This is a genomic window from Ammoniphilus sp. CFH 90114 (assembly GCF_004123195.1).
Lineage (GTDB): Bacteria > Bacillota > Bacilli > Aneurinibacillales > RAOX-1 > YIM-78166.
On sequence record NZ_SDLI01000016.1, the window covers coordinates 26,755 to 48,582 of the forward strand.

At 44.1% G+C, this 21,828-nt stretch carries 19 protein-coding genes, 2 tRNA genes and 3 other RNA genes; 4 read left to right on the forward strand and 20 right to left on the reverse strand.

The window, feature by feature from the left end; translation table 11 throughout:
* Positions 1–41 precede the first annotated feature (41 nt).
* The gene (locus EIZ39_RS23080) at positions 42–1,586 is read right to left on the reverse strand and encodes a glycine betaine uptake BCCT transporter (RefSeq protein ID WP_240675917.1); all 1,545 of its coding nucleotides are present in this window, start codon (positions 1,584–1,586) and stop codon (positions 42–44) included.
* A 141-nt stretch (positions 1,587–1,727) separates the two neighbouring features.
* Between EIZ39_RS23080 and EIZ39_RS23085 the strand changes: the two genes are divergently transcribed.
* Positions 1,728–2,195 (forward strand): staygreen family protein, encoded by a 468-nt coding sequence (locus tag EIZ39_RS23085; RefSeq protein WP_129203351.1) that lies wholly within the window; start codon positions 1,728–1,730, stop codon positions 2,193–2,195.
* A 45-nt stretch (positions 2,196–2,240) separates the two neighbouring features.
* Here EIZ39_RS23085 and EIZ39_RS23090 read toward each other — a convergent pair whose 3' ends face one another.
* From EIZ39_RS23090 to EIZ39_RS23100, 3 genes are all read right to left on the reverse strand, one after another.
* On the reverse strand, positions 2,241–3,854 hold the full coding sequence (locus EIZ39_RS23090) for a gamma-glutamyltransferase family protein (RefSeq protein ID WP_129203353.1): 1,614 nt from the start codon (positions 3,852–3,854) through the stop codon (positions 2,241–2,243).
* Positions 3,855–3,973: 119 nt separating this feature from the next.
* Entirely contained in the window at positions 3,974–5,137 is a 1,164-nt protein-coding gene (locus EIZ39_RS23095; protein ID WP_129203355.1) for a sensor histidine kinase, read from the reverse strand.
* A 185-nt stretch (positions 5,138–5,322) separates the two neighbouring features.
* A complete protein-coding gene (locus EIZ39_RS23100) occupies positions 5,323–8,070 on the reverse strand; it encodes an immune inhibitor A domain-containing protein (RefSeq protein WP_129203357.1) in 2,748 nt (915 codons plus the stop codon).
* A gap of 183 nt (positions 8,071–8,253) precedes the next feature.
* Here EIZ39_RS23100 and EIZ39_RS23105 point away from each other — a divergent pair, with 183 nt between their 5' ends.
* Positions 8,254–9,201 (forward strand): D-2-hydroxyacid dehydrogenase, encoded by a 948-nt coding sequence (locus EIZ39_RS23105; protein WP_240675918.1) that lies wholly within the window; start codon positions 8,254–8,256, stop codon positions 9,199–9,201.
* A 371-nt stretch (positions 9,202–9,572) separates the two neighbouring features.
* Here the strand turns inward: EIZ39_RS23105 and EIZ39_RS23110 are convergent.
* The 7 genes from EIZ39_RS23110 to EIZ39_RS23140 all read right to left on the reverse strand — a co-directional run bounded on the left by EIZ39_RS23110 (position 9,573) and on the right by EIZ39_RS23140 (position 11,617).
* A tRNA-Gln gene (locus EIZ39_RS23110) sits at positions 9,573–9,647 on the reverse strand.
* Between the two features lie 102 nt (positions 9,648–9,749).
* A tRNA-His gene (locus tag EIZ39_RS23115) sits at positions 9,750–9,825 on the reverse strand.
* A 10-nt stretch (positions 9,826–9,835) separates the two neighbouring features.
* Positions 9,836–10,102, reverse strand: an RNA gene (ffs, locus tag EIZ39_RS23120) — signal recognition particle sRNA large type.
* Between the two features lie 15 nt (positions 10,103–10,117).
* Positions 10,118–10,307: non-coding RNA, 6S RNA (ssrS, locus tag EIZ39_RS23125), on the reverse strand.
* A 34-nt stretch (positions 10,308–10,341) separates the two neighbouring features.
* An RNA gene (gene rnpB, locus EIZ39_RS23130) (RNase P RNA component class B) lies at positions 10,342–10,744 on the reverse strand.
* A gap of 175 nt (positions 10,745–10,919) precedes the next feature.
* Positions 10,920–11,252: a nucleoside triphosphate pyrophosphohydrolase gene (locus tag EIZ39_RS23135; protein ID WP_129203359.1), complete on the reverse strand. Its 333-nt coding sequence runs from the start codon at positions 11,250–11,252 to the stop codon at positions 10,920–10,922.
* Between the two features lie 131 nt (positions 11,253–11,383).
* On the reverse strand, positions 11,384–11,617 hold the full coding sequence (locus tag EIZ39_RS23140) for a hypothetical protein (protein WP_129203361.1): 234 nt from the start codon (positions 11,615–11,617) through the stop codon (positions 11,384–11,386).
* A 91-nt stretch (positions 11,618–11,708) separates the two neighbouring features.
* Here EIZ39_RS23140 and EIZ39_RS23145 point away from each other — a divergent pair, with 91 nt between their 5' ends.
* Entirely contained in the window at positions 11,709–12,560 is an 852-nt protein-coding gene (locus tag EIZ39_RS23145) for a hypothetical protein (RefSeq protein ID WP_129203363.1), read from the forward strand.
* A 54-nt stretch (positions 12,561–12,614) separates the two neighbouring features.
* Here EIZ39_RS23145 and EIZ39_RS23150 read toward each other — a convergent pair whose 3' ends face one another.
* Positions 12,615–13,826 (reverse strand): MFS transporter, encoded by a 1,212-nt coding sequence (locus tag EIZ39_RS23150; RefSeq protein WP_368666354.1) that lies wholly within the window; start codon positions 13,824–13,826, stop codon positions 12,615–12,617.
* A gap of 306 nt (positions 13,827–14,132) precedes the next feature.
* Here EIZ39_RS23150 and EIZ39_RS23155 point away from each other — a divergent pair, with 306 nt between their 5' ends.
* Positions 14,133–14,312, forward strand: coding sequence for a hypothetical protein (locus tag EIZ39_RS23155; protein ID WP_129203367.1), 180 nt, complete (start codon positions 14,133–14,135; stop codon positions 14,310–14,312).
* Positions 14,313–14,362: 50 nt separating this feature from the next.
* Here EIZ39_RS23155 and EIZ39_RS23160 read toward each other — a convergent pair whose 3' ends face one another.
* The 8 genes from EIZ39_RS23160 to EIZ39_RS23195 form a co-directional block, all read right to left on the reverse strand.
* Entirely contained in the window at positions 14,363–15,562 is a 1,200-nt protein-coding gene (locus EIZ39_RS23160; protein WP_129203369.1) for an MFS transporter, read from the reverse strand.
* Between the two features lie 284 nt (positions 15,563–15,846).
* The gene (locus EIZ39_RS23165) at positions 15,847–16,179 is read right to left on the reverse strand and encodes an antibiotic biosynthesis monooxygenase family protein (RefSeq protein WP_129203371.1); all 333 of its coding nucleotides are present in this window, start codon (positions 16,177–16,179) and stop codon (positions 15,847–15,849) included.
* A complete protein-coding gene (locus EIZ39_RS23170) occupies positions 16,176–16,355 on the reverse strand; it encodes a DUF1272 domain-containing protein (protein WP_129203373.1) in 180 nt (59 codons plus the stop codon). The genes EIZ39_RS23165 and EIZ39_RS23170 overlap by 4 nt, the downstream gene beginning before the upstream one ends.
* Positions 16,356–16,429: 74 nt before the next feature.
* A complete protein-coding gene (locus tag EIZ39_RS23175; protein ID WP_129203375.1) occupies positions 16,430–17,317 on the reverse strand; it encodes a class II fructose-bisphosphate aldolase in 888 nt (295 codons plus the stop codon).
* Entirely contained in the window at positions 17,317–18,519 is a 1,203-nt protein-coding gene (locus EIZ39_RS23180; protein ID WP_129203377.1) for a diphosphate--fructose-6-phosphate 1-phosphotransferase, read from the reverse strand. Before EIZ39_RS23180 ends, EIZ39_RS23175 begins: the two co-directional genes overlap by 1 nt.
* Before the next feature lie 16 nt (positions 18,520–18,535).
* A complete protein-coding gene (gene sftI, locus EIZ39_RS23185) occupies positions 18,536–19,876 on the reverse strand; it encodes a sulfoquinovose isomerase (RefSeq protein ID WP_368666352.1) in 1,341 nt (446 codons plus the stop codon).
* 12 nt (positions 19,877–19,888) lie between these two features.
* Positions 19,889–20,764, reverse strand: coding sequence for a sugar phosphate isomerase/epimerase family protein (locus EIZ39_RS23190; RefSeq protein ID WP_129203379.1), 876 nt, complete (start codon positions 20,762–20,764; stop codon positions 19,889–19,891).
* Between the two features lie 32 nt (positions 20,765–20,796).
* Complete coding sequence (locus EIZ39_RS23195) at positions 20,797–21,819, reverse strand: Gfo/Idh/MocA family protein (protein ID WP_129203381.1); 1,023 nt, start codon at positions 21,817–21,819, stop codon at positions 20,797–20,799.
* Between the last annotated feature and the right edge of the window lie 9 nt (positions 21,820–21,828).

Here is a 21,828-nt window from a genome sequence, read left to right on the forward strand (position 1 = left end):
ATAGCTCCTTTCTTTATACCCACAGGATACACTGTCTTATCTCATTTCCCTTTCACTTTCTCCCGCCAGAGTCGAAACTCTTTCTTTTCTTTCTCTTCCTTCTTCTTCTTTGTCATGACCTCGTCTTTAAACGATTTCAACATAGAAATCGCCATCAGTAAAAGCACAAACGATAAAGGAAAGGCACTCACAATAATGGCGGTCTGCATCGCGCTCAGTCCACCGGATACCATGAGAACCACAGCAGAAGCTGAAAGGATAATCCCCCAAACGAGCTTAACAAGGGTAGGGGGATTGAGGCTTCCGTTGGTCGTCTGCATTCCTAACACAAACGTAGCCGAGTCTGCCGAAGTAATAAAAAAGGTGGATATCAAAAATAAAGTGAGCACGATCAACACCATAGTTAAAGGCAGGTGCTCATACACATAGAACAGGGCTGTTTCCAGGGATTGTGCCGATACAGGAAGTCCTGCAAAATACTGCATATGAATCCCTGTTCCGCCAAAAACGGCAAACCAAAGCGCACACACCACCGTCGGGATGACCAGAACGGCAATGACGAATTCTCGAACCGTTCTTCCCTTCGACACGCGAGCGATAAAGGTTCCCACAAAAGGTGCCCAGGCAATCCACCAGGCCCAATAGAAAATGGTCCATCCCTGTACCCATGCCGCTCTTTCTGTATTAAACGGAGCAAGACGAAGTCCCATACTGGGGAGATTTTGCAGATACGATCCAAAAGTAGACACAAACAGATTCAACAGAAAGACCGTCGGTCCCATAAAAAGAAACGTAAAAAACAGGATAACAGCCAAAATCATATTGGTGTTGCTTAGATATTTAATCCCTTTGTTGATTCCCGTTCCAGCAGAAATAAGGAATAAAACCGTTACAATCGAGATAATCACCAATTGAACGGCAAATGTATTTGGTATCCCAAACACATAATTTAATCCCCCATTGATTTGAGCCGCTCCTAGTCCGAGCGATGCAGCGACACCAAAAATGGTGGCAAACACCGCTACCATATCAATGAAGGTCCCGATCGGCCCCTTCGTCCTCTCTCCTAGAATGGGGTAAAGCGCTGCGCTCATTAGACCTGGAAATCCTTTACGAAACTTATAGTAAGCAAGCGCAAGAGCAATCGTCGCATAAATGGCCCAGGCGTGAAAACCCCAATGGAGATAGGTGTATCGCATAGCGATGTTAGCGGCATCGCTCGTCCCGCCTTCACCCAGTGGAGGGCTGGCAAAGTGAGAGATGGGCTCTGATACACCAAAGAAAAGAAGTCCAATCCCCATCCCTGCACTAAACAGCATGGCAAACCAGGAAGCACGGTTAAACTCGGGCTTGTCTTCATCCTTACCTAATTTGATTTTCCCATAAGGACTGAAGATCAGGAAAAGGGCAAAGATCAGAAAGAAGGTAGCTACAATCTGATAATACCAGCCAAAGTTAACCAAGAAGAATTGCTGCCATACATTCATGACACGGCCAAGGTTTTCAGGGGTAATGACACCCCAGAGCACAAACCCTAACGATATGGCAAGTGAGAACCAGAAGACCTTTGTTACATCCTTCAACATTGTCCCTCGCTTTCCGGTTGGTTTTCGCTACCTTATCATTATTTACCAGAACGGCGGAAATCATTTTGAAGGTCATGTTGTTCATCTTTTCCTCCACTCACATATGGTAATATATATTCCCCATCAGAAAGGGCGTACGATATGTCTGTTTTCAACCCTCAGAAATTGTCGGTAAAACTCCTTCCCCCTGCGACGTTCCTTCACCCTATCGAAGGGAGGAAATACACCCTCACCCACTCCGATGATACCGGGGAGCTGTTCCTAGATATTGGGTATGTTTATAATCAGCAAGCCATCAATCCGAAGATGAGAGATGAAGTCCTAGCGGAATGGAAAAAAGACCCACAGGGGCGTTTCTACTTGCTCGGAAAAGCCTACGTAGACGGTGGCGAATTCAGTAAACAAGTTGCAGGCTTTCGTTTTAACATTTTCCAAAGAGAAATGAATTTAGCCCTAAAAGGAATCATTTACGGAGACCGACCTTTTTACGCCAACTATCCTCTCCTGCTTGATGCCTCCATCTTCATCCATTATGAATCCACTTTCCCGGAATACAGGGGACTCTATAACTATGGTACTCCACGGTCGATATTTAAAAACTTGACCTAAACGTTCAAAATCCCCAATCAACAAGTGATTGGGGATTTTGATACATTACCACGCTGCGATTTGGCCGTCCGTTCTCGGCTCCGTTCCACCGGTAAGTACGCCCGTTTTTGGATCTCTCCAGATGATTTGACCTCTTCCGAATCTGGAATGGTTGATCGACTTTTGAACCTCATGACCCTTCCGCTCCAGAGCTTGAACAAGATGATCCGGGAAATTCGGCTCTACTTCCACCACCTTATCCTTGATCCAACACCATCTTGGACTGTCTAGGGCCGCTTGTGGGTTTAAGTGGAAGTCAATCGTGTTCATAATGACCTGAACATGTCCTTGCGGCTGCATGTAGGCGCCCATCACCCCGAAAGGTCCCACTGCTTCATTATCTTTAGTCAGGAATCCTGGAATAATCGTATGATACGTTTTCTTCCCTGGCTTCAAGGCATTATAATGCGTCGGATCAAGTGAGAAGTCCTTCCCACGATTATGCAAGCTGATTCCTGTTCCCGGTACAACAAGCCCCGATCCGAACCCGTGATAATTACTTTGGATGAACGAAACCATATTGCCCTCTTCATCCGCAGTGGCTAAATATACTGTACCTCCTACCGTCGGTTCGCCCGCTTCGGGAAAACCGGCCTCAGACGAGATTCGTTGTCTTCTCTGTTCCGCATATTCATCGGAAAGTAAGCGTTCCACCTTCACTTTCATTTCTTCTGGATCTGTTATGTACTTCAAGCCATCTGCAAAAGCAAGCTTCATGGCCTCTAGTTGCTTATGGTAGGTTTCCACGCTATCTTTTTCAGATAGATCGAAACCTTTTAAGATATTTAAAGCCATAAGAGCCACGAGTCCTTGTCCATTTGGAGGAATCTCCCATACATCATATCCACGGTAGTTGACCTTGATTGGATCCACCCATTGAGGATAGAAGGCCTCTAAATCTTCTTTTGAGATAAAACCACCATATTGCTTAGAGAATTGATCCATTTTCTCAGCCAGTTCACCCCGGTAGAAGGATTCTGCCTTCGTTTCTGCGATCGATTGAAGGGTAGCGGCATGACCAGGAGAACGCCAAATTTCACCGACTCTAGGAGCACGGTCATCCGGCATGAATGTTTCAAACCATGTGGTAAATTCGTCTCCTTGCGCATTCTTTTTGAACTGGTGGTAAGCAACGTCCAAATGATAGCTTAAAGTAGGTGTAATCGCATATCCTTGCTCGGCGTATTCAATCGCAGGTCTTAGGACTTCCGTTAATGGAAGCTTTCCGAAGCGCTCAGATAGGGCTGCCCAGGCAGACGGCGCACCAGGAACGGTGACCGGAATGAAGCCGTACTGAGGCATCACATCATATCCACGGTCTTTAACCGCTTCAATGGAAATACTCTTCGGTGCAGGGCCGCTTGCGTTTAATCCGTGCAATTTTCCTTTTGTCCATACTAAGGCAAAAGCATCTCCGCCTATTCCATTTGAGGTTGGCTCCACTACAGTTAAACAAGCAGCCGTGGCAATGGCAGCATCAATGGCGTTCCCGCCCTTTTTTAGAATCTCAAGCCCGGCTTGGGCAGCCAACGGCTGGGAAGTCGCGACCATTCCTTTTCTAGCAATCGTAACATTGCGTCGGGAATGATAGGGATAATATAATGAGTCAAAGCTAGGCATTCGTATTCCTCCTCTGGGTTTAATACAATTTAAATGAATAAGTTTCTTTTATTATAAACAACTTTATTTTATTATCCTATGGATTAAAAAAAGCAAAAATAGCCTCAACCAAGGCTATCCTATGAGCTTAAAGCAATATCCCTTTTTAATAGGCCGAGCCTGCCGTTCTTAACGAAGGTTAAGGTAAATACGGTTTCACCTTTTCGAGAAGAAAAGCTCAAATTCCCCTCATTTTTCTCCATAATTTGTTTACATATAGCTAGACCAAGCCCTGTTCCGTGTTTCTTGCCTGTGACAAAGGGTTCGAAAATAGAGCCTTCCAATTCCTCTGGTATACCCGGGCCATTATCCGAAACACTGATATAATAATGGTCGAGATCTTCCCAGCTGCAGATCGTAATTCGTTTAGGATCATCTACAAACTTTAAGGCGTCCAAGCTATTATTAATTAAATTAGATAAGACCTGTTGTATCGCCACCCTTTGCACAATGAGGTTCACGTCACCTTCTACTTTCTTGACGCAAACCACTTTTTCATTCACCGTACGTGGTTGAATAAGCCTCATGACTTGGTCTATAATCTCACTCATGGAGCATTCCATATAGGACTCTTCCGTTCCACTATTTTTGGAAAAGCTTAGAAAAGATGTGATTTGTCCATATAGCCCTTCAAACTCTTTTTCTACTACATCCATATAGCTATTTATCTTCGCATGTGAACTACAAGGTAATTCACTCCTAATTAATTTTAGAAAGCCTTCAATGGCAAAAAGCGGGTTCTTGATTTCATGCGCCATTGATGCCGCCATTTTGCCCAATAAACTTAACCGGTCATTATGTAATTCCTCAATTTTTCTCTGCTTTTGACTAATGATCCTCTGAGCGTAATCCCAGTATAACCTGCAAATTGTTCTTTGAACCTCGTCAATTCTCGCATCAAGGATGGAAATGACGTCCCACACTAGATCTTGATCCATTCGGTTGATATGGACATAGGACCAAATGTTTTCTAATAAAGCTGCTCTCCACAAATGACTACTGTGAAGAATGTGCTCTACTGGAGTTCCTCGTTCCGCGTGGTACTTACACATGATCGAGATCGTATCAAATAATGGATGTTGTGCTAAAGGGATATGCTTATCAACTAGTAATCTGAAATATTTTTTTCCATTCGGATATAAATCGATAAGGTTATACAGACCAGGGAATTCGCTTTCAATCTTTTCAAGCCAACCTTGTATTATTGTTTCTTGATGCTGGTCTATAAAGGCTTGGAACCACACTCGTTTCCTTCCCCCTCGCTTCCGACAACTCTATCAATAGCATAGCATTTCATAGTTACAGAAGATAGTTTGCAAATTAGAATAAACAGAAAATTATAACTAATTAGCGCAAATCCCGCCTATTAAAAGAAGACCTAATGATCTCGCGATCCACCAGGTCTTCTCAGCTACCTTCACATGTTCAATTAATACTGCATCCTTCTAAGATACACTCGTAATGCCGTCATCACAGCCACTCCAACCGCTAGGTATAGAACAATAGGATGATATAAGACATAGACGAGTCCCACAATCGGTGTCAGCAAGCCGCGAACTAGCGCCTTTAGCCAATCGCTATCCGCTATGTACTGCGCTATAGGTGGAGACACTTGATAATACCAGGCCACAAACTTTTTCCCGATCTCCGTTGTCATCAAGTAGTCATCTCTAAAATGTCTTAGCAAGGTAACCGCCGGGTCGAACTTGCTTCCGAACGAAGCGGTTGCGATAAAACATTCATCCACCGGTTCTGTCGTTACGGTAACTTGTGCCTTCGCTTCTTTATCCACATATTGTGCTTGAAGTTCCGTCACTCCTAGCGTGATTCCAGTCAAGAGTCCTAACTGATCTACTTCGGCAATCGTCGGTTCACTAGATTGGTAATTCGCTTTCGTTGTGACGTTCGTTTGTGTCCCATCCGTGTACGTCGCCGTAACTTGAGTCTGGCGTTGGCCTCCGATCGCTAGTTGGTACTCTTCCTTATCAAACTGAAGGAAAGCCAGTTTGGACGGATCGCTATCGGTTAACCCCAGCTCCAGCGTAGCCGTGGAAGCATCGTCCGCCATCTCTTGAACTTGTATCATCAATCCAAGCTGTGGAAGCACTCTCCCAAAGACGGGGGCCTCAGGAATTGAATAATCATAGCCATCATAGAAGAGGGAAACGGGAGCCTGAGAGGAAAAATGAATAGTGCCCGCTGGACCACTCAAAAACCTCTCTGAAGTGAAATTCAAGCCAAAGGCAGCATCGCTGATTTGATAGATCGAATGGGCAGGATTGTTCTTGTCTCCGCTAATATATTTCACCTGACGGTGGGCATCAACAACTCCAAGCATACCATATCCCGCATTCTCTTTCGCATGATCATTCGACTCATAGCTTCCATTATACGCCCAAATCACCACTCCCGGATCATAGGTAAAATAGGAATCCGCCGATACATAGGAAGATAAACCTTGATCCACTCCATTATGTGAGCGCAATTCAACTAAGTAATAGTTCTCTAACTGTTCATCTGACCCATCATGAAGGAGGAAGCCATTGATATCAAAAGAACTTGGACCTTCTGCATCATCTGAGAGAATAACTTCCCCGTCAGCCGTTAAGTTGATATTATCCAATAGATATCCACCTTCACGGCCAGAGGAATCTGTCATGTAACGGAATTGAAGTTTAATTTGCCTTCCGATATAGGCCGATAGATCGATGGTATCCTTTACCCAGCCATCCGTATGATCACTGTAGATAGCCAACGGCTCCCAACTATGTTCCACATCATCCATCACACCTAAGATAAAGAAATCATAGCCTTCTTCAACACTTCGAAAACTATCAAACTCAAGATAGACATCTGAAGTGACACTAGACAAATCTATCCAAGGCGAGATCATCCAGTTATTCAAGTAGTCTCTATTATCAGAGTAATAGGAATACGTGCCGTCTTTAGGTTGAGCCAAGGCTGGTATCAACGTCGGAGGGAGATCCAACTTGATCACCTTATCTCTAGGGTCAAAATCACTTGCTTCCTTTACAGATATCCTTTGGTTCCCATTTTTCAGTTCTTCCCAATGAAGTTGAATCGGATCCACCCAATTCCCGCCTAAGCTTGTTTGGAGATACAATTTACTCCAAGGATCTAAGCCTGTTGGTCGGGTTCTGGCGACTTCCCCAGTGAAACCGCCATTCGCCATTAAGGACCACCCCCCCACTGGGGATCCCAATCCGCTATTTGTTGTATCATATAGATCAGGAAGATTGAGGTTATGACCATATTCATGGGTAAACACGCCTGGTGGTCCATCCTCTGGTTGAATCATATAATCATAAGCTAATAAGTTCGTCCCTGGAATCGGAACGGGTTCAGAAAGGGAAGACCGATGAGAAAAGATCGCCTGATCATCCTCCATCGTCTGTTCTGCAATACCAGCATGAACAACCATCAAATTATCGAGGAATCCATCCGCTTCTAGAATAATGCCATTACCATTCATATCGTATGGATCTCGCTGGTCGTATACATCCTCTTTCCCCTCCACGAGGCTCCCTACTTGCGAAAGGGTCTCCTTAATCAATTCGGTTACGTGCTCATCGCGCTCATTTTGCGTATTCTCTCCATAATATACATAAGAATGAACAGACTGCATCCACGGTGTAACCTCACCCTCTACGGTCCAAGAACCCCCAGACTGCTGGTAGTAATATTGGGCCATCGACGTCATCGCAATCCCATTCGGTGTAACATAATCTTCTTTAGAAAAAAGCATGTCACGATAGTGTTCTTGACTGAAGTCTTCCAACCAAAGCCGATTCTCAGGATGTGCAGGAATGCGGTTATGCTTACGGTCAGGGAATTCAATTAAGGCCACGACAACTTGGTCTGTATGCAGGCGGGGCTGTGTCTGTTTTGCATGAAACATCATCATTCGTTGTTCGCCCATCCGCTCGATCGTTTCCCTTCTGACTCTTTCCTGATTCCTCTTCGTCACTTTTTCGAAAGCAATTGCATCCTCCCCACTCGTTTGGAATTCTTGAATGAGTTGCTCTCGATCCACATAAGTCTTATTGGCTAAATGGTGTGCTTCCTCATGAAAGTTTTGGGCCTGTGCTTTAATGTTCCCTGTATTGAAGCCCATAAGTAGTACGGCAAGAATACAGTAAGCCTTTAGTCGTTTCATCCTTCCCTCCCATTTCAATAGGCGTATTGTACTAACTCTATCAATCTCTAAAAATAGTACCACAGCTTGAGATTCTAATATAGCAATAGTTGGTATAAGTATTGAAAAGAATACTTAACGATTTTGAAGATATAGACTTTTAAGTTATAATGAAAAGAAAACCAACAAAAGGAAGTATAACTTATGCCAATATCTCAACCAAAAATTCTCGTTTACGCCCCTGAAGGTTCAGAAAAATATGCTGCAATGATTCGAAAAGAGGGATACACCTTGGTCGAATCTGCTTCCTCAGTTGAAGAAGCACGTCGTTTACTCGATGGAACCGAAGTACTACTTTGTTGGAAATTCCCTATCGATCAAGTAGAACTCCCTACATCTCTGCGATGGATTCAATCCATGGGCGCAGGAGTCAACGATTGGTTAGCTTTCGCAAATCGACTTGAAGGGATTACACTGACACGCGTCGTTGGACAATTTGGTAGACCGATTGCCGAGTATGTCTTTTCCTACCTCCTTTATTTAGCGAAGGATATTCCTAGGCTCAGCCGCTCCCAACAAATGAACGCCTGGGAACCGTTCCTTACAGACTTTTTGACCAATAAGACGATTGGGATCGCCGGAATTGGCTCGATCGGACAGGACATTATCCGAAAAGCTCGAGCTTTTGATATGAACGTACATGGTCTTAGCTTTACGGGCAGTTCGGCCCATCTTGTTGATCGTCATTATCATGCAACGGAATGGAAAGCTTTCTTAACAGAATTAGATTATTTAGTTCTCACCCTTCCATTGACGGAGCAAACCAAGGGAGTCCTAAACCGTGAGCTATTACTAGGAATGAAGCCGGATGCTTGTCTAGTAAACGTTGGTAGAGGACCCGTAATCGTAGAGCAAGATCTCGTGGAGGTGCTAAAAGAAGGGCATCTTCGCGCAGCTGTGCTTGACGTGTTCGAACAAGAGCCATTGCCGGAATCTCACCCATTCTGGAACCTACCAAATGTCTATGTCACCCCCCATATATCGGGGCCAAGCATGCCGCAGGACGTTGGTCGTTTCTTCTTAGAGAATCTACGAAAATATCAGGACGAGACAACTCTTGATGGAATCGTAGATTTGAGCAAAGGATACTAGAAAAAGTCAAAAACCTCCTCAGTACGTCTAAACTGAGGAGGTTTTTTTATGTGAGCGGACATAGCATTCGTTATATACCCTAAAAAGCCTCCAAGAGTGGGGTTATCGGACACAAGATCCTCCAAAACAGAGTCTAGGAGTGGGAATCTTGAAAGATAGCGGAATCCATGTCCGCCAAACCATCCAACCAGGCGATTTTAAGGCAAATAAGGAACCCAGTGTCCGCGCGCAAGCTCCTGGGTACTGTAGTCATGTCCACTCGACTTCAATCCACATTGATATTACCAGGAAATCATATCCTTTCGATAAAAACAAAGAAAAGAGCCTTAGAGGTTACCTAATGCTCTCTTTAAATACCAATATGTAAAAAATGGCTGGCCCGCCTGGATTCGAACCAGGGCATGACGGAGTCAAAGTCCGTTGCCTTACCGCTTGGCTACGGGCCAATAAGTTACTGTACCTTTATTTTAACCCGAGGGCCAAATATTATACCAAGAAATCAAAAAAGTCTCTTGTTAATTAACAAGAGACTTAATTATGGCTATGTATGGGGCGATCGATGGGAATCGAACCCACGTGTGTCGGAGCCACAATCCGATGCGTTAACCACTTCGCCACGACCGCCATATTATTACCGTGCACCCATCTTGGATACGAGAGACCAAGCGTTACTTGTGAAAGTGAGCTCGAACCAGGCTACCCCACGGCACATAGAAGGTTCCACTTAGGGCTGCTTCCTTCCGGACCTGACCCGTTTCATGAATTTCCATTGCGTTGGACCCAATTGTCAACACTCCTTTACACAAGGCAGACCTTACCCTTTCGTACCGCAGATGGGAATTCAACCTCGCTAAGGCGGATTGCGAGTTACAGGGCACCGCCATCTCCCCATCTAGCACGGTATGTATTTTAAAAATTCTGTCCCGCCTATGCCGTCTTCCCTATTTGTTTTATTAACCCGCGCTCTTGCAGGTGGGTTTCCGCATGTTGACCTTCTCGCGATCCCACGTCCGAAGAGGGGGCATGGCTTTGGTCAACCCATATAAGAATCCCTAAAAAACAGTACGGTTTAAAACATAATGGGAAAACGCACATCGCAGGATATGTTTGCTTGCTGCATGAATTTATGGCACATGAAATGGCTGTAAGCCAGGTTTTGTTCCTGCGTGCTTCAAGCGATGCCACTCTCGCACTACAGGTGCAGTCATTTAACTATCGATTCGTGATGAACCGATCCGTCCCTTTGGTTCCTATTGTTCCCGCAGGACGGTGCCCCTACCGTAAGTTTGGGTTGCTCGCTCGTGGGGTTTACCCGTTCCACCTTTCTCGTTTCCAAGAAAGTAATCGTCACTGTGGCACTTTCAGGTTACTCTCAGCATATCCCTCAAAGAAGAACTTAGCATGATTTCACCGCCGTCAGCTAACCATGAAGATTAACTGCCCACCCTTGCGAGTGGCACGAACACTCCGGGCATCTCAGCTCCGGGCGAGCCTGGACTTTCCTCAACTTATGCTTGCACATAAGCCGCAACTACTCACCATTTCATGTTTTATTTCGTTGTTGTTTGTGTAAACTAATTTATCATGGATCACCGTTCACTGTCACTAGTGAATGTTTTCCAACACTCACCGTATACCCTATTTGGTGATGCGTCTCATCCACGAGACTTAATTTATCATTCTACGATGCTTCTAGGCAATAGATTATTATTTCCATTTTAGATGTCGTCGTCATCTACTCCAACGAGAAACAATCGTTCTTGAAATCCACCTCGAGTTTCGGCTTTTTCTCTGCGAATCTGTTCCAATTCTTCGAAAGAAGAATCATGAACCTCCACTAACGCATAGATCATCTCCAACAAATCAGCTAGTTCCTCCATGGCTTCCTGATCATTTCTCGCTTGCAGATACTCGTCCAACTCTTCTCGGCATTTTTTCTGAAGCTCCAGCTTGTAGTCTTCCTGTTCTAAGATGCGGAAACTGTACTTTTTTCCCGATTTCTCAATAATCTCTGGGATGCGATCACGTACAAGTTTATTATAGATAGGCATATTAGTGTCTCCCTTCTAAGAATAACACGTTCACTGAATAACCTAATTATAACAAACCTCCACCATATTGTCAGAATAATCTTATATATATATATTTCTATACACCGGTATCTAGTAGGGGATGCATCCTTTTACTTTTCCTCTTCTTTTTCCACACTTTTCTTCTTATCCCTCATAAACATCATGATGGCTATCGTAAGAAAGGCACTCCCACCAATCATCGAAAAAATGAAATCCGTCCATATTAATTTATCGTTAGGACCATTACCGATTGGGCCCACTTTTGGAGCATAGGCATAATACAACTCATAAATCGAAATCCCAATATAGAACAGCGCACTAAACAACACAATATACTTTCTCAAGTTATCTGACTCCTTTCTTTTGCAATGACATCCTGACCGATTCGTAATATTTTTTTATTATAGATAAATACTAACCATGAAAGGAGGGTTTATGTTAAAAGAGAATCGTCTTAATCGCAATTCCATCCCTTTTCTCATTTTAGGTATCATCCATCTATTTATCCTCGTTAAATTAATAAACCAACAAAGGCATAGACTTACCTTCATTCTATTATTAACCAATATTGGATTGGCTTACATGTTTGAGTATTTTGTATTAAACCTGTTTCAGGCCTACACCTATAAACCAAGAGTAATGAAACAACGGAACTTTGATAATATCTTTGGAGCCATATTATCTCAAGCACTGTTTGTACCCGTCACAGCAACTTACCTAACCTTGTCGCAAAAAAACTGGAAATGGAAACTGGCATTCTCTAGTGGATATTATTTCATTGAGAAACTCTTTCTACGATTACAAATTTATAAAGTACATTGGTGGAAGCCTCTTTACACCTTCCTATTAATCAATGTTTACTTTATAATTAGTGATTGTTTTTATCAGAGCATCATGAATCGAAAAAAATGGGCGCTAAAAACCGCTCATTATTTATCCATAGAAGTCATTTATATTACCTTAATGTATGTGGCTGCCGCGAGAAGAAGGATCCGATTTGGACGAGGATATGTTCATTCTTGGAGAGAACACTTCATCATAGCCCCTCTATATAGTTTTCTATTTTCAGCCATGGCCTGCTTAACTTCCGTAAAATCTGGATTACATTATAGGCTGCTCCTACTATTTGGGAATGTCGTCATGGACCTTGTATTGGTAAGGGCAGGGGTATTAAAACTCCATTTTCAGTATTACATCAGAATCCTTCTTTCCCAATTCCTCATGTCGATATTATCAAGATCGCTGTATAACCTCATCTACAAACAAAATGACGCGAACATACATTAATAGAACATGTTCGCTCTTTTTCGTTTTGGTATAAGCAAATGCTTCTCTCTTGCTTCACTTCTTAAATTGCGCACTATTATTCATGATCGTTAACGGCTTCGTCATCTGATTATAATTCATCCAGTACCGGATAATGACCAGCAACAAAAAAATGACAAGGGACATAAACAAATTGACTGCAGGCCATAACCCTAACCACTGTGCTCCCCAACCCAATCCGAGTAATGGTATACTAACACCCAAATAGGAGATTGCGTAAAATATCGAGATCACATTCCCACGTACTTCTTTCGGTGCAATCTCATTGACCAAAGACAAGCTGCCAACAAACGCTGGGCCATGCCCCATTCCTGCAAAGACTGCACATAGTAAAAGCAACGGCAACGAGGCAAACCAGTTTAATAATACTAATCCTGTCAGACAAAACAAGGCGCTAACAATCCCTACTAACGTTACGATAAAGGTGGAAAAAGAAAGCTTTCGCAATATGACCTGAACGACCGTTGAGGAACCTAAAGCTAGAAACACAATTAGTCCGGATACTATGATGCTCTTGGTACCTGTAAACGTAAACAGGTAGGTCGGAAGCACCGTTAAAAACAAACCGATTACAGCCCAAACTAAAATGGATGTACAAGAAGCCAAGTAGAACGACGAACGGATTTCTGTCGGGACCCTAGGTAAATAAAGCTTCTCTTTTCTTTTTTCTTTTAGCGTCTCGTCAATTGTTACCAGGACAAAAAGACAAGGCAACAAGAAGATTAAGAGGATAACGTATGGCATACTTATCGAATCCATAAAAGACTTAGCAATGCTAGCGGAAAAAATGGGTCCAAGCGCATTCCCTACAGACATGGCAATCGATGATACAAAGGCACAAAAGGTCTTATCTTGTGAAGGATGTATCTCCGTCATGGCAGCGACAGCGACACCGTTAAAAAGCCCAACAGAAAGTCCTTGCAACACGCGCGATAAAAGAATGCTAATCGTTCCATCTGCCAAAGCAAAACTAACAGTACCCAGAATCGACATGCTTAACCCCAACACCAGAATCCATTTCCTTCCGATCCGGTCTGATAATTGTCCAGCTATCAGACTTGTTGGGATAATAGCAAAAGCATAAACAGCAAAGATCAACGTGATCATGCCAGGGGAGAGCTCCCACTTTTGCTCGTACAATGAAAATAGCGGGATCGGAATATTAGCCCCTAGCATGATCAGAAATAAGGAAGACGCTATAAACCAAAAAGGAACAGACTTAATAATTTCACCTCATTTTTCTCATAGTTTCTATATCATTTACTGGAATTCTATGAAAAAAAGAAGATGATTACAAGTATGCAGTTATTCATGACTAAGTAAGAAAAAACTGACTAATAGGAACCAAGTAACACTTACACTAAACGGCATCCCATATTTTCCTGTTCGATCTACTTGCTTTTTCTGTATTGACAACAATTATCAATAGACTTATAATCATCTTATTCCGATAATGATTATCAATAACTAACTGTATTGATTATAAGCAAATACTCATAATTTAGAATTGTATATAAAAAGGAGATAAACCACATGATTAATATCCTTTTGAACCACCTTTACGGAAATAAAGCTAAAGAACTGGCCAACACCCAATGGAAAAGTTTGAATCGCACCCTCAAATTTGATCGATATCAGCAAGCTCAAGAAACACCAGAAGTTAAGTCGAGCAACAAGCGTATCAAGGTCTTAAAAGGTAAATGGAGTGTGTAACATGACTTCCGACATAAAGGAGAAGCTTGGATAGCTTCTCCCTTACATGTCTATTGTGCCATTGGAACACTAGCCTTCTTTGTATCTCTCACGCTCCACCATATAATTGATACCACGAGAAGTAAAGCAGCCGCTCCCCAATACATACTCTCTAGTCCAATTGACGCTAATAAAAAATAGCCTAATGTAGGTCCAATGGCAGAACCTAGATCCGTAGCAATAATGTAAGAGGTCGTTACCGCACCTTTCCATTCCTTCTTCGCCATATCTAGAGCCAAGGCATCGATAACGGTTGTGATCAAGGTAGCTGACATCTGCACGCCGAGGAGGATGATCAGCCATAAAACCATCGGCACTTGCAAAGGAACTAAGGCAAAAATCACAGAGGTAATGAATAGAGCTATCGTTAAAGCTTTCTTCCTTCCCATGCCATCAGAGACCTTCCCAAATACAGGGGCCAAGATCGGCTCCCATCCCCAACGAATTCCTTGCATAATGCCTGCAAGAGTTGCGGCTCCAAGCGTTAGACCAACGATCGTGATCATGGGATATCGGGTATCAATGAGGTGACTAAGCACCGCCACAAACAAACCTTGGAACAACATATTCAGGAACAGACCGGTTGTGAGCACGCCTAATACGGGTGGATTTTTAAATACTTGCAGCGTATGGGCTCGACCCACCTGCGGCACATACCCCCTAGCCGGATCGGAAAGTAAGAAGACCAAAGGAAGGGCGCATAATGCTGCACCTGCAAAAACCAGCGACACCATATACAACCCGGCTAGATCGGCAAAGATTCCCCCAATCACCATCCCAAACAAACTCCCAAGTCGATACAAACCATTGAAGGTGCCCATATAATGCCCTCTGTTCTCATCCGTTGATAGATCAGTAATCATGAGATAGGAGCCGATCCGAAGGAAACTCCATGCCACTCCCCATAAGCATCTCATGAGCACTAATATCCAGAAAGAAGAAAACAGACCATAGGACGAGGTTGTCATGATCGTTAAAACAATGGCTAAAATAATTCCCGTACGCCTACTCAATTTCATAAATAGCCAGCTAATCACCGGATTCATCGGAAGACGAATAAACCGATTAACGGATAGTAAAATCCCCACTTCCCACAAAGAAGCTAAACCAATCTCCTTCCAATGGGTAGGTAAAACTACATAAAGCATCGAATCTCCCAATAGACAGATGGCTGTAATGATGGCCATGATTTGAACTTGTCTTTTCTCCATGACCTTCTCCTTTCGTGCTGAGTAAGACACATTCCTCCTTGAAGTAACTAGTTGTAGTTTGCAAATACAAAAGTAAAAATCTCCAATATTTCACAAATTATGTACTATCTCATTATAAATTATTTTTACAGAATGTGGATTTATTTTTTTAAAAATAACGAAAAGCTGCTCACGATTGGGAAGTCGCGGCAGCTGATTTTAAGTCGGGGCAACACCATCATTGCAGGTGTAAAGCTAGTATAACAGAATTCGATGTCGGTTCCGACTGGGAAAGTAAGGAGATGTTACACCTCTTGGAGTGAATACTCCTTCTCCACTTTGCAGATTCTCGTCTTATAATTCTCATACCAAGCCGTTTTCCCTTTTTCCTGCGCAAGCTGATGTTCTTCGTTGGCTTTCCACGAACGGATCGCCTCTAAAGACTCCCAGTAAGAAATCGTGACCCCGAAACCATCAGCGTCCCTCACACTTTCAACTCCTAGGAATCCGGGCTGTTGGGAGGCTAGCGACACCATATGCTCTGCCATTCTCTCATATCCATGATCTCCTGCAGAGCGTTGATTCGTAAAGATGACAGCATAGTAAGGCGGTTGAGGCGTATGGGCGAATGTACTCATTCTTGGAGTCTCCTTGGTCTTCTGACCAGCTCCCCTCCACAGTTGGGGCAAGTATGATCCATTTCTTCGGTACAGGGAGTGCAAAAAGTACATTCATAGACACATATAAAGGCTAGAGCTTGATCCCCAAGAGAGGATTCACAGCGTTCACAGTTTTCTCTCATTTCTAATGCCATCGTTAAGGCCCCTTTTCTAGTAGGTTTACATCAGAAATATACCATTCCTCCCATTTCGATGTTAGGGCCAGTTTTCAACTTTTATTGGAGGTCAGATTGGAGTGACCTTTTGCCTTCCCATTACTCCCAAACAATCTAATTTTCTCAATCACTTTCTTTTTTACCGCTTCTCTTGATTCACCATGCACAGTGGCCAAATGATATTCCTTAGGATTCTTCTCCCACACCTTTTGCGCTGCTAACGTAAAAGCGTGTCGAAGTTCCGTATCTACATTAATTTTCGCAATGCCCAAGGGGATTGCTTCACGGATCAAGTGGTCGGGTACACCAGAGCCTCCGTGCAAAACTAGCGGCAGAGAACATGCTAATTGGATGTCATCCAATCGGTCAAAATGAATCTTGGGCACCCCTCTATAAAATCCATGGGCTGTTCCTACAGCCACCGCTAAATAATCCACTCCCGTTTCCCCTACAAATCGCACAGCATCTTCTACGTTCGTGAGAAAGGCCTCTTCCTCGCTTACCGTTAAATCATCTTCCGTACCAGCGATTCTCCCCAGTTCCCCTTCAACCGAAATCCCTACAGCATGGGCCGCTTCGACCACGCGTTTCGTTATCTCAATATTTTTTTCAAGCGGATGGTGAGAGCCATCGTACATCACGGATTGAAATTGAAGTTGAATCGCTTGGACCGCCTGTTCAAAGCTATTTCCATGGTCTAAATGAATGGCTGCCTCTGCTTCCACTCCCTCTCCCAATGTCTCAATGAGCTTAACCATCGCTTTCATTCCGGCATGCTTGATGACCCGTTGGCCAATTTGAATCATGACTGGGGCTCTCTCTTCAACAGAAGCGGCTAGAATCGCTTGAACCGTTTCAATATTATGTGCGCTAAACGCACCTACAGCATATCCTTCCGCTCTTGCTTTTACGAGCATGTCTTTTCCTGACACAAGCTTCATCAGTTTCCCCCCTTTTTCAAAAAGTGTTGGCTAGAATTCCAGGCTGGATAGGCCTCCAAGTCATCTCCAACCAGGGATCGAAGCCATTTTTTAAATAGGGCTCCCTCCCCCTGTTCGATCTCATGGAGTAGACTCTCCGGCATTCTTCTTTCTTTGCCCGCGACATCCGATAGACTACATTTACCGACACGATAAGTATCACCTTCGGAATCTTTAATCAGGGTAAGCATGTGTCCGGATATACCCTGATCCAATAAGCGGACTGCCTCTTGGCCCAACAGTCCGGCTTCATACCGATCTGTCTTGGATACTGTCGCGGCGCAGCAACGCTGATTCATGCCAAGCAACTCTGCCCGGACAGACAAATTCATCTCCCCGCTGACTTTATCAGCCAAATATTTAGAAGCCCCGCCCAAGACCGTTTTGCCCCCCTCGCGTAAGCTTATTTGAGATAATACCTGGCCTTGTTCATCGCGAATCCCTTCACTAATGACCACTAGAGCATAGCCGACATCTTTGACCACCTTGGAAACATCCTGAAGAAACAACTCTATGGAAAAGGGGGTTTCTGGTACATAGATCAGATGAGGCGGATGTTCCTGACTTTCTTTTAGAAGTATACTTGCGGCCGTTAGCCATCCTACATTGCGCCCCATCGTCTCAACGATTCGGACGTTCTCAAAATTACGCATGGACTTCAGGTCTTCTCCTATATCCCTTACCGTAGAAGCGACATACCGTGCAGCACTGCCATAGCCCGGAGTGTGATCCGTAACCAAGAGATCATTGTCAACAGTTTTCGGAATTCCGATCACCTGCAACTCATAGTTCATCGCCGCAGCTGTTTCCTCCATAAGCTGACAGGCTTTCATTGTCCCGTTGCCGCCGATCAAAACAAGAGAATGAATCTCTTGTTTTTTCAGATTCTCTACGGCTAGTTGAAGACCATCTTCCTGAACACTCCATCTCCCCGAACCTAATATAGCGCCGGGTGCAAAGCGAAAAGGCTCTAGTTCCTTAAATTTTTCTTCATCAATCTCAACGATCCAATTTTCCATAAGCCCCTGAAGGGCATTAATAATACCAAAGACCGTGTAACTCTTCATAGCTTCCTCTATGAAGTAAATCAAGCTGGTGTTGATCACCGCCGTTGGACCGCCTGCCTGACCTATCGCTACTCTAGGCTTTTTTCCCAGATTCATATAAGCCCCTCTCTAGTTATAGATACGTGACCGCTTCGATTCCTAGCATTTTGCTTAATTCTATTAATTCCTCTACTGCATCGTCATAAATAATCGAATAATGCGGCTCGAATCCCTCCATCATCAAGGAATGAACTACAGTCTTCGCATCCCCCCGAAGCTGCACTTCTACCGTCGTTCCATTGAAACACTGAGGACGATCAAGTGCCTCACCTCGCATAATCAACATGCGGTAACAATCGCTCAATTTACTCAAGCGGGCAATCGTAACTTGCCCCGGCTTCAAACCAAATTCCAAAGTAAATCCAAGCTTGCGATTAGGATGAACTCCAGCAACTGCTCCAGTAGCCGGATGTGCCAGAGAGTAAGCACCTGCTCCACAATGCCAGAACACAACGCTGTTGCTTTCCTCATTTAGATGAACCAAGTCACCGAGATAAGGGGCTGCCCCTCCGCTTAACTCCCGCTGAATATACATGGTAATCGCTCCGTGGATGTCTGACTCACATGAAGAAACGACGCCATCCTCCGTAAATTGGGATAACGTAGAGCAAGCCGCTGCACCCATCTCGGTAAAAAAATCCGGCCAGCATCTTACAGCTGTCGCTTTGATACCATGAGTATCAATATATTTTTTAAGATGGGACGAAAACTTGGCAAATTTAATAGCCGTTTCCTCATCCTTATTTAAACCAACGACTTTCGAGGCCGCAGACTCGAGCATAGGGCGCCATTCTTCTTCTGGGGCTTCCATGGATTTCTTAAACAGATCATGCAAATGGAGGTGGTGGACACGGACCCCCATTTGCTTTTTCAGCTCTAATTCATCTGTCCCGGAAAAGAAGAAGCCTGGAGGATGTTCACCAACTACCCCAACTGCTAAGGTAGACAATTTCTTCTGGACTTGTTTGGCCTTTAGCTTGCTCAGCAGCTTTTTCTGCGTGTATCCTTCCGTTGGATTCCCTAATAGGAAATCATAGTCGCGCTTAAAATATTTCAAGGCATTACAGGTGCTATTCCCTCCGGTTAAGGAATTGAGTCGTAGTCTTCCCCCTATTTCAGGCTCGCGGACCGACCATACGAGAATCGATTGCTTGTAATGGTCCATCAGCTTAACGATGAACTCAGCATCGGCAAAGGTAATCATTTGAAATAAGAGAAGATCCGGCTTTTGATTAGCACCTTGAATAAAGGCTTCAAGCTCTTCTACTGAAGTTAGAATTTCCTGAGGGGCACTCAGATTCATACTATACTTTTGCAGCCAACTTTTTGTTTCCTTAAAATAGCGATTAGCCGTCTCCATATCAAAGGTTTTTCTGCCGATGGGAAAATACGCCACACTTACATCAAACATCATAGTGCCTCCCTATTAAATAAATTGCTCTAAGTGCCTTTTGGCGTGGAGCAAGCCTTTTTGCACCAACTCCTCGGTTCCTTCCCAAATTGGATCTTCGTGCTCAATGCTAAGGACGTGATCATACCCAATTTCGTGTAGGGCGGTTATAAATTTATTCCAATCGACGTCTCCTTGACCTGGAATCCGATGCCTCCACCACTTCATTGTCAACATTCCTTCCTTACGCAACACATTGAGAAGGACTTCCGTATCTTTCGCCTGGGCCAGCACGATGCGATCTTTAAAGTCATGGACGGCTTCTACATAATCAATGCCTTGCCAAACTAAGTGAGAGGGATCTATATTTAAACCGAGTGCGTTTGATGGAACACGAGTGAACAACTCCTTCCAGAGATAGGGGGAAACAGCGATGTTATAAACGGGAGGCCAAAACTCATACATAGGACAATTTTCAAACGCTAACGATACTCCGTATTTCTCTGCTTTTTCGGCTATCGCGGGGAACACCTGCTCATACATATCGAGGTTTTCTTCGATCGTCTTTAGCGGGTCGCGGCCTGTAAACGTTGATACCACCTTTACCCCCATGTTGCTTGCTGCACGGAGGAGCATGTCAATGTACTCGACAGCTTCGGCCCGCTTGCTCTCATCGGGTGAGAGGAACGGAATGGCTCCAAACATAATGCCGATAATCGGCATGTCGTAACTTTCCTGCAGCTTCATGATGGACGTGGTGTTCTTCCCTTCCGCCAGCTCCTTCCAGTTAATATGCTTATATCTAGGGCCACCATGAAGTTCAATTCCATAAAATCCATGTTCTTTCGCCCAAGCAAAGGTTTTCTCCAATTCCCAATCTCTAAAGCAAGAGTGATACAGTCCGATTCGCATGCTTTCATCCCATCCTTTCAATCCATTAAAATTTAGACGGTGACCACTTGACCTGTTTCAATCGATTCGAGAACCGCGTAGGACAGCTTCAACATTTCCATTCCTAGTTCAAACCCATAAGGCTCGGGTGCATTCGTTTGCAGGGCCTCAATAAAGGCTTCAAACTCGACTTTATGTAGTTCTCTCTTTTCCAAGGGAACCACTTCAAGCTGATCTCCAATATACAACTTGACCTCTGTTCCACTGTCCCTTCCCCAAGTATTGAAATACCCGACAGCGCCACCCTTCGGGCCGAATATTCGATCTGGATTTGCCTGAAGTTGGGTATCCTTAGCTAAGCCCCAGGATATGGTCATCGTTCCGATATCCCCTGATTCATATTCGATGGTGATGATCGCCGTATCCACAGCCAATTCTTTAAAATGTGCGATTTCAGGGCGACCCTTTCCTAATATCCCTCCTCTTGCGTAAACCTTCTTTGGTTTAGAACGAAAAATCGTTTGCCACATTAAGAAGAAGTGACAACAAGTATCCACAACAGGACCCTGGTTTCCGTCCTTATCATGCATGGCAATCTTCGGTCTTACCTCTTGCAGAAGATCCGAGCTGAACACCATCGGGGAGCCGAATACTCCTTCCTCAGCCCACTTCTGAACTAGTTCAACGCCATGAGCAAAATTACGTTGAAAGCCCAACCCGAATTTCACTCCCGCTTCCTTCACCGCCTTCTGCATCCTCTCCACTTCTTCCCATGAGCTTGCTAAGGGCTTCTCACAAAATACGTGTTTGCCATGCTGGGCAGCCAGGATGGTAGCAGGGCCATGATAGACCAGAGGCAGCGCAATAGAAACAACATCAATATCGCTACGTGTTACAGATTCGGTAAAGTCCATGTAAACCTGTTCAACCCCTGCCTTTTTGGCTAAATCAAAAGCTCTATTTTTGTCCGTATCGGTAATCGACACCACTTCATGGCCGGCCAACTGCCAACCTTGCACATGACAGCGCCCCATGTCTCCAGCACCAAGCACGGCAATTCTGTACCGTTTCCCCATATCGTCACT